We start from the raw sequence: 7015 nt of genomic DNA, 5'->3' as shown, positions 1-7015 counted from the left end.
GATCTACAAGATGATCTATAAATTTTTCGGAGGATTGGATAAACCTTTCGATCCTACCGTTCCTCTCGTTTCCTTTTTCAAAGGTAAAAAAATGAATCGAATGTTGAAAGATGCATTTGGTTCTGCGCTCATCGAAGACCTAAAAATTCCTTTTGTGACCTCGGCGGTAGATCTTCATAGTGGAGAAGAATACGTGATGGATCGCGGGCCGGTTTGGGAAGCTTTAGCGGCGGCGATGAGTCTTCCTGGAATGTTTCCTCCCATATTTCACGGTGATCATTTGCTGGTGGACGGAGGCGTGATCAATAACGTTCCGGAAAATTTAATCCGACAAAAAGGTGCCGATATTATTTTGTCCGCGAACGTTTCCCCGCTCAGAGACGAAGCCATTGTAAGACTTCTGGAAGACAGAAGGATCACGGGTAAGTCCTTTTTTAAAAACCTCTGGGAAGATTTAAAGTATCCTCCGATTCTTAAAATTATGGGAAGAGCGATCACTTTGGAAGGAAGAGAAATTACGAAACTTAGAAAGGACAAAATGGATTTATTCATCAATCTTCATATAGAGGAATTTTCCTTTTTCGATTTCAATAAGTTCGGAGAGATTATTCGAAAGGGAGAAGAAGAGGCGGAAAGTCACCTCGAAGAAATTTACGATCTCTTTTATCCGGGAAAAAAATTCTCAAAGAAGAAACGATAGAAGAAATTCCTGAAGTTTTGCAGATTCTTTTTTGTAATTGGATTTCCATTCTTCGCTTCCAAGAGGTCCGACTGTGTTTGTAAGCGCAAAGAATGAATGGAAAGGAATTCGAAAGTCGTGACAAACTTTGGCTAGTCCAAAACATTCCATGTTTTCAAATCCTATATCGTGTTCCCTTAGATATTCCAAAACTTTTCCGGAAACGTTCTCGATTGTGATCGAACCACTTGCGTTCGTTTTTGAAATCAGAATTTCTTCCTTGAATGTAAATTCGAAAGGATGAGGGAATTCGTACGAATCCGGAACGATTTCCGGGATTCGAATCCTTCGTTCTATTTTTCCCAGCTCTTGATTTTCGATTTGAAACGAAAATCCGAATCGATTCTTCCAAAAACTCGGGTGTAGCCAAGGATAAACTCCGGCAGAACCAACGAACAAAATCTGGGTAGGAAGAGCCAGATTTTTATTTTGATGTTCCAGGAGAAATTTTTGAAGACGCAGCCCCGCTTCTAAATTTCCGACTCCACAGAGAAGAATAGGGTATTTTCCAGAAATTGAAATCTGATCCAATTCTTCGGCAATAGCGGAACAGATGAGTGTTTTTGAAGGTTCAATCCTCATCGTTTTCATACAAAGATTGAATCACGTCGTGATATAAGGTAAAAATGACGTTACGTTTGAGTTTCATCGTCTCGGTCATTTCCTTTCCTTTTTCAAATTCTTTTGGAAGAATATAGATATGGGCGATCTTTTCGAAGGTTTTAAATCCGGCTTTTGTGGAGATTTTGTCTTTTACGATGTTTTTAAAAAATGAACTTACTTCTTTGGAAGAATTCCATTCCGTTGGATTTTCTGGAAGTTTTTTTCCTTGTGATTGAAATTCCTCGTAGACACGGTCGAAAAAGGGAACGATCAAAACCCCGAGATTCTTTTTATCCTGTCCCACGACGATCACTTGGTTGATGAATTCTGACTCTGTGAGTTTTGCTTCGATCGGAGCGGGCTCTAAATTCTCCCCTCCGGAAAGAACGATCGTGTCTTTCGCTCTTCCAGCGAATTTTAATTCTCCGGTATGGGTCCAAGTAAGAATGTCTCCGGAATCGAGCCATCCGTCTTGTAAGGCGTTGGCGGTTTTTTCGGGTTCCTTATAATAACCGACGGTTACGTGCGGTCCCTTATGCCAAGCGATCCCTTTTTCGCCGGGGGTCGTTACGATTTTACCATCTTCTCCTACAAGTTTGATCGCAGTTCCGGGTAACGGAGCGCCGATGGCGTCATTTTTCGGAAGAGGAAATTCTCCGATTGCTCCGATTCCTGTTGTTTCCGTCATTCCGTAAGTTTCAATGATTGGGATTCCTGCACTTCGAAAGAAAAATTGAATATGTGGGGGCATAGCTCCTGCACCGCATAATGCGAAACGAATTCTTCCTCCGAATAAATCTCTCACCCTTTGTAAAATTTTGTAGGAAAGAATTTTAATCGGATAGAGAAAAAGAAGAAACGCGCTCGCTACAAACCGATCGATCGTCTTTTGCCTTGGGTTTTCGATTTCGGTGGTTGTATAGGAATCTCGAATCGTATCCTGAAGACTCGTTGTGATCTCCGCCATTCTTACGGCAGCGTGAAATAACTTTTGTCTGAGCGGGGGAGCTTTTCGAACCGTGTCGTGGATTCTTTTATAAAGCCCTTCCCAAAGTCTCGGAACTGAAACGAGTACGGTGGGCTTTACCTTTTGCATATCCGCAGGAATTGTGGGAATGGAAGAACATGCCATAGAAGCTCCCCAAGCTATAAGGGTTGTCTCCAAAAGTCTTTCGGCAATATGCCATGGCGGAAGAAAAATAATGGTTCTATCGTTGCAAGAACATGGAACGAATTCTTGAAGTTGATGAATTCCCCAAGTAAAACTTCTGTGGTTCAACATCACACCTTTCGGCGCCCCTGTCGTTCCGGAAGTATATATGATGGTCGCGAGATCTTTACCGATTAAAATCTCACCTCTTTGAGTGTAGGGTTTGTCTCCTTTTTTAATTCGGGATTTCTCCCCTTCTAAAAGTGCATCTTCTAGAAAGAAAAATTTTACACCAGGAAGCGTAGTGCGGGCATTTTCCAGATCTTTCCATTTTGCGGGAGGATCTATCAGAAGAACCGTTTTTACATTTGAGAGACTAGACTTATCTTCCAGTAATTTTTTTAGGACTTTCTCATTTTCTAAAAAGAGGAGTTTCGCTTCGGAATGTTCTAAAATATATTTCAAATCGTCTAACGTGGCGTCGCAACCACGAGGAACATCCACACATCCGATCGTGACTAAGGAGAGGGAACAAAGAGACCATTCGTATCTATTATCGCAAATGAGTCCCGCTGTGTTTCCTTTCTGCATTCCAAGATCGATCAGGAACACAGAAAGATTCTTGAGATTCTCATACCAGTCCTGATAAGAGATTCCACGAAAGTCGCCATCTTCTTGCCGAATCCAATACATAGGACGATCCGCATAAACGGAGGCTACGTCTCTGAGTAGATGGTAAAGACTCACTTTTTCCATAAAAATCAGGGGAATAATCCCAAAATCTCCTTCGTTCCGGTCATGAGATTGATGTTCTGTAGGGCTTGTCCCGCGGCACCTTTTACGAGATTGTCCAAAGCGGAAACAACGACTAACGTGTTTCCTCTTTTTCTGGCCGAAATATCCAAAAAGTTCGTATGTTGAACTCTTTTCAGTTCAATTTCTTCCGGAGTTTTTAAGATTCTAAGGAAAGGTTCGTTTTTACAAGAGTTTTGTAGAACAGAAATCGGATCAGCGGAAGATTCGGTATCAAACTCTAATACAATCGTCGAAAGTATTCCTCTATAAACCGGTAATAAATGGGGAGTAAAAACGATTTCCGGTTCGGGAAGTCCCGAATTAGTGTAAATGTATTCTTTAATTTCAGGTTCGTGTTGATGGGAAAGAATCTTATAAGCTCGAAAGTTTTCGTACACTCCCGTATAGGAGTAACCTGCGTCTTCGGTTCTTCCACCCGCGCCGGAAACACCCGATTTGGAATCGGCTATGACCCGAGGTCTTAGATTTTTTCTGAGTTCGTTTAATAAAAATACAGGAAGAATTACGGAAGTGGAAAAACAGCCCGGGTTGGAAACGAAATCCGCGTTTTTCAATTTGTCCCTAAAAATCTCAGGAATCCCGAAAACGGCCTTATCCACATAGGAGAATTGAGTATGTTTTAATTGATAAGCTTTTTCAAAGATTTCTTGATTGTGAAGTCTATAAACTCCGGAAAGGTCGATTACTTTGTGGCCGGAGTCTAAAAATTTAGGAGCCGACTCGATTGATACATTGTTGGGCACAGCGAGAACGACTAAGGATTTGGACGGAATGGTGGTCTCGTGTTTGTGAAAGGTAAGATTTTTGGGAAAAGGAATTTCGGGAAAAACTTCGGCAAGTGTTTTGCCCGCAAGTTTATCACTTGTGATGTGAACGACTTCGTGTTCCTTTTGGCGAGAAAGAAGCAAAAGTAGCTCCTTTCCGGTTAAACCGCCCGCTCCTAAAATGCTAATCTCTGCCATGATCTTTGTTGTCTTTTTTAGCCTCTTATAGAAAGGTTTTAATTTCTGGAAAATACTGTAATTAAAAAAAACGCCGAATGATTTCTCATTCGGCGGTCAAGGGTTCCTAAAAAGAAAGCCATTTAGTTCAGCCAACTGCCTGTTCTAGTTTTTCCTCTTTGCGCGGCTTTTTGTTTTCCTGAGCCTGCAAGGGCAGACTATTTAAATCTCTGATCATATTTTCAATGGTTAAAGCAATTTCGGGGTTGTTTTTCAGGTATTCCTTGGCGGCTTCTTTTCCTTGTCCGATCTTTTCCGTATTATAGGAATACCACGCTCCCGCTTTGTGAATGATATCATGCTTTACACCAAGGTCAACCAGAGAACTCTCTCTGCTGATACCTGCGTTGAAGATTACATCGAACTCCGCCTGTTTAAATGGAGGGGCACACTTATTTTTGACGACTTTGACCCGAACTCTGTTCCCGACGGATTCTTCTTTTTCCTTGATCGTTTCGATTTTTCGAATGTCCAAACGAACCGAACAGTAAAATTTCAGAGCATTACCACCTGTCGTCGTTTCCGGAGAACCGAACATGACTCCGATTTTCATTCGAATTTGATTGATAAATATAACCACGGTTTTAGATTTCGCAATCGTTCCGGTGAGCTTTCTAAGAGCCTGAGACATGAGTCTTGCTTGTAAACCCATGTGCGAATCTCCCATATCCCCTTCAATTTCCGCTTTCGGAACAAGTGCCGCTACGGAGTCGATTACAATCAAATCAATTGCATTACTTCGCACTAAGGATTCGCAGATTTCCAGGGCTTCTTCCCCATTATCCGGTTGAGAAACCAAAAGCTCATCAATATTGACTCCGAGTTTTTTTGCGTAGGAGGGATCCAGCGCATGTTCCGCATCGATGAACGCTGCGACCCCGCCTCTCTTTTGAGCTTCCGCAATTGCTGAAAGAGTAAGGGTCGTTTTTCCGGAAGATTCGGGTCCGTAGATTTCCACAATTCTTCCGATCGGGTAACCTCCGATTCCAAGTGCGATGTCCAAATCCAAAGAACCGGAAGGAATTACCTGAACGGTTTGTTTGGAAGTATCCGAACCCAATTTCATAATCGAACCTTTTCCAAATTGTTTTTCAATTTGGTTCATCGCTTGTTCGATCGCTAACTTTTTGGAATCGTCTACATTTTGAGCTTCTTCTTTACTTTTCTTCATAATACCTTCTCCCATGTTTTTTGCCTCCTCCTTGATTGATACGGTTCTTAGAGGAAACACACCGTTCAAGTAACGGTTATCTTTTTTAATTATGGTTTCTAATCCGGACAAAAAGATGTCCTTTGGGTCCAAAAAAACGAGCCTGTTTCGATTTTTTTCACAAGCTCAGGTTTATGTCACCCGGTTTTCTGAAAACTAATGTAAAATATATGTAATTATTTGTATAGCAAAAATTTGAGTATTATTGAGAAAGAATCGATTTTTTTTCCTGATCCAAGTTTTTTTTAGTTTGGATTGCCTTTCGGAGTGTTTCTCGATTGCGAATCCAAAAATTTCGAAAGAAAAAAATAGTAAGGATGAAAGCACAGATCAAAAGAAGAAAATTGATTCCGAGACGAAGCCAAAAGGAAATTCCCGACTGGGAAGGAAAGAAAAATAACGTGCCGTCGATCAATCGAATCTTTTCACAACCCTGACAATTTGTATTTTGAGTTTTGAAAAAGGAATTCAATTCTCCTAAAGTTTTTTCAGTTTTGATTTTCCATGCGGAGGATTCTTGAGAGTAGAGAAGGGTTTCATCTTCCGAAAAATAATAGAACGCACATGTTAAACCGGTTTTTAGGAATTCCACAGATGTAATTCCAGTTTGTCTTCCGAGATAAAAATCAACGTAGTAGTCTTGGATCGTAAAACTACGAACCTGGGAAAGATTTGGAAATTCTGTTCCGTAAGAAACCTGATAAAACAGAGTGGATTTTTGATTTCTAATTCGTATTCCGCCTAAATTCTTGATTTTTTTGAATTCGGTTTTGAGTTTTTCCTTGGCAGGGGGATTTTTCAGTTGAATAGAAAGAATTTTTTTTAAATATGCTTCCAGCCTGGATTCTTCCTCTTTTTTCCAAACGGGAATCCACTCGACAAGCCAGGATTTTTCCACGACTGTCGGATCTCCTAACAGCCGTTTTATCGCTGTGATTTCACTTTCAATACGAAACGTTTCCGCGACTACTGATTGATTCCAAAATAACAGGAAGGTGGATACAAAAAAAAACCGTTTCATAAGAAACCTCTGAATGATATTACGATAAGACAAAATGGCGCCCATGGGGAGCGTTCTGTTGAGTTCCCGCAGCTTGATCTTTCTGACAGAGTAAACTGGTGTTTTGGGACGCGCTGTAAATTCAATTTTTGTCTAAAACCCGGAATGGAAATGAAATTCAATGTTTATCCTAAAACTTAAAGAACGGAAATGAAGATGAATCAATGTTGTAGTAAAATCGATTTGTGTGAGTTTATTTTTCTGAGATTTAAGGTTTCGTTTCAAGTACTTTTCAGTCGGTTGGTTTTGTCGGAAAAATGAAAAGGAGAAATGCTGTATCTTTTCTAGGTAAGTTGAAATTCCCATAAATTACCATAACGTTACCCACAAATTAAGAAGACTTTTGGGATAATAAGGATCGAAAATTGATATTTTTCAAGTGTTCCGACAAGAATGAGGCTTTTTACTTGCAAAAAGTATGATTTTCTGATAGAGA

6 protein-coding genes (1 of these 6 running past the window's edge) are annotated in these 7015 nt (G+C 40.5%); 1 reads left to right on the top strand and 5 read right to left on the bottom strand.

The genetic code is table 11. The features are described from left to right. Nucleotides 1-700 carry the 3' portion of a patatin-like phospholipase family protein gene (locus tag FHG67_RS12635; protein WP_004499942.1) on the top strand. 1073 nt of this gene lie to the left of the window's left edge, so only the last 700 of its 1773 coding nucleotides appear in the window; the start codon falls outside the window, past its left edge; it ends in the stop codon at nt 698-700. On the opposite strand, the gene FHG67_RS12630 is transcribed toward FHG67_RS12635, so the two are convergent. The 5 genes from FHG67_RS12630 to FHG67_RS12610 form a co-directional block, all read right to left on the bottom strand. Further along, nucleotides 683-1321 carry a nucleoside phosphorylase-I family protein gene (locus FHG67_RS12630; protein WP_010578141.1) on the bottom strand — a complete coding sequence of 213 codons (639 nt, stop codon included), beginning with the start codon at nt 1319-1321 and terminating at the stop codon, nt 683-685. The two genes, FHG67_RS12635 and FHG67_RS12630, sit on opposite strands and share 18 nt — an antisense overlap. After that, nucleotides 1311-3248 (bottom strand): long-chain fatty acid--CoA ligase, encoded by a 1938-nt coding sequence (locus tag FHG67_RS12625; RefSeq protein WP_142499810.1) that lies wholly within the window; start codon nt 3246-3248, stop codon nt 1311-1313. Before FHG67_RS12625 ends, FHG67_RS12630 begins: the two co-directional genes overlap by 11 nt. Before the next feature lie 5 nt (nt 3249-3253). Then, entirely contained in the window at nt 3254-4270 is a 1017-nt protein-coding gene (argC, locus tag FHG67_RS12620) for an N-acetyl-gamma-glutamyl-phosphate reductase (RefSeq protein WP_002556301.1), read from the bottom strand. 127 nt (nt 4271-4397) lie between these two features. Beyond that, a complete protein-coding gene (gene recA, locus FHG67_RS12615; RefSeq protein ID WP_002556305.1) occupies nt 4398-5495 on the bottom strand; it encodes a recombinase RecA in 1098 nt (365 codons plus the stop codon). 226 nt (nt 5496-5721) lie between these two features. After that, entirely contained in the window at nt 5722-6540 is an 819-nt protein-coding gene (locus tag FHG67_RS12610) for a hypothetical protein (protein ID WP_036075426.1), read from the bottom strand. Nucleotides 6541-7015 lie beyond the last annotated feature (475 nt).

This window comes from Leptospira weilii (assembly GCF_006874765.1).
GTDB classification, from domain to species: Bacteria; Spirochaetota; Leptospiria; order Leptospirales; family Leptospiraceae; genus Leptospira; species Leptospira weilii.
Note: the sequence above shows the minus strand (reverse complement) of the source record. Positions and strands in the feature narration are given on the sequence as shown.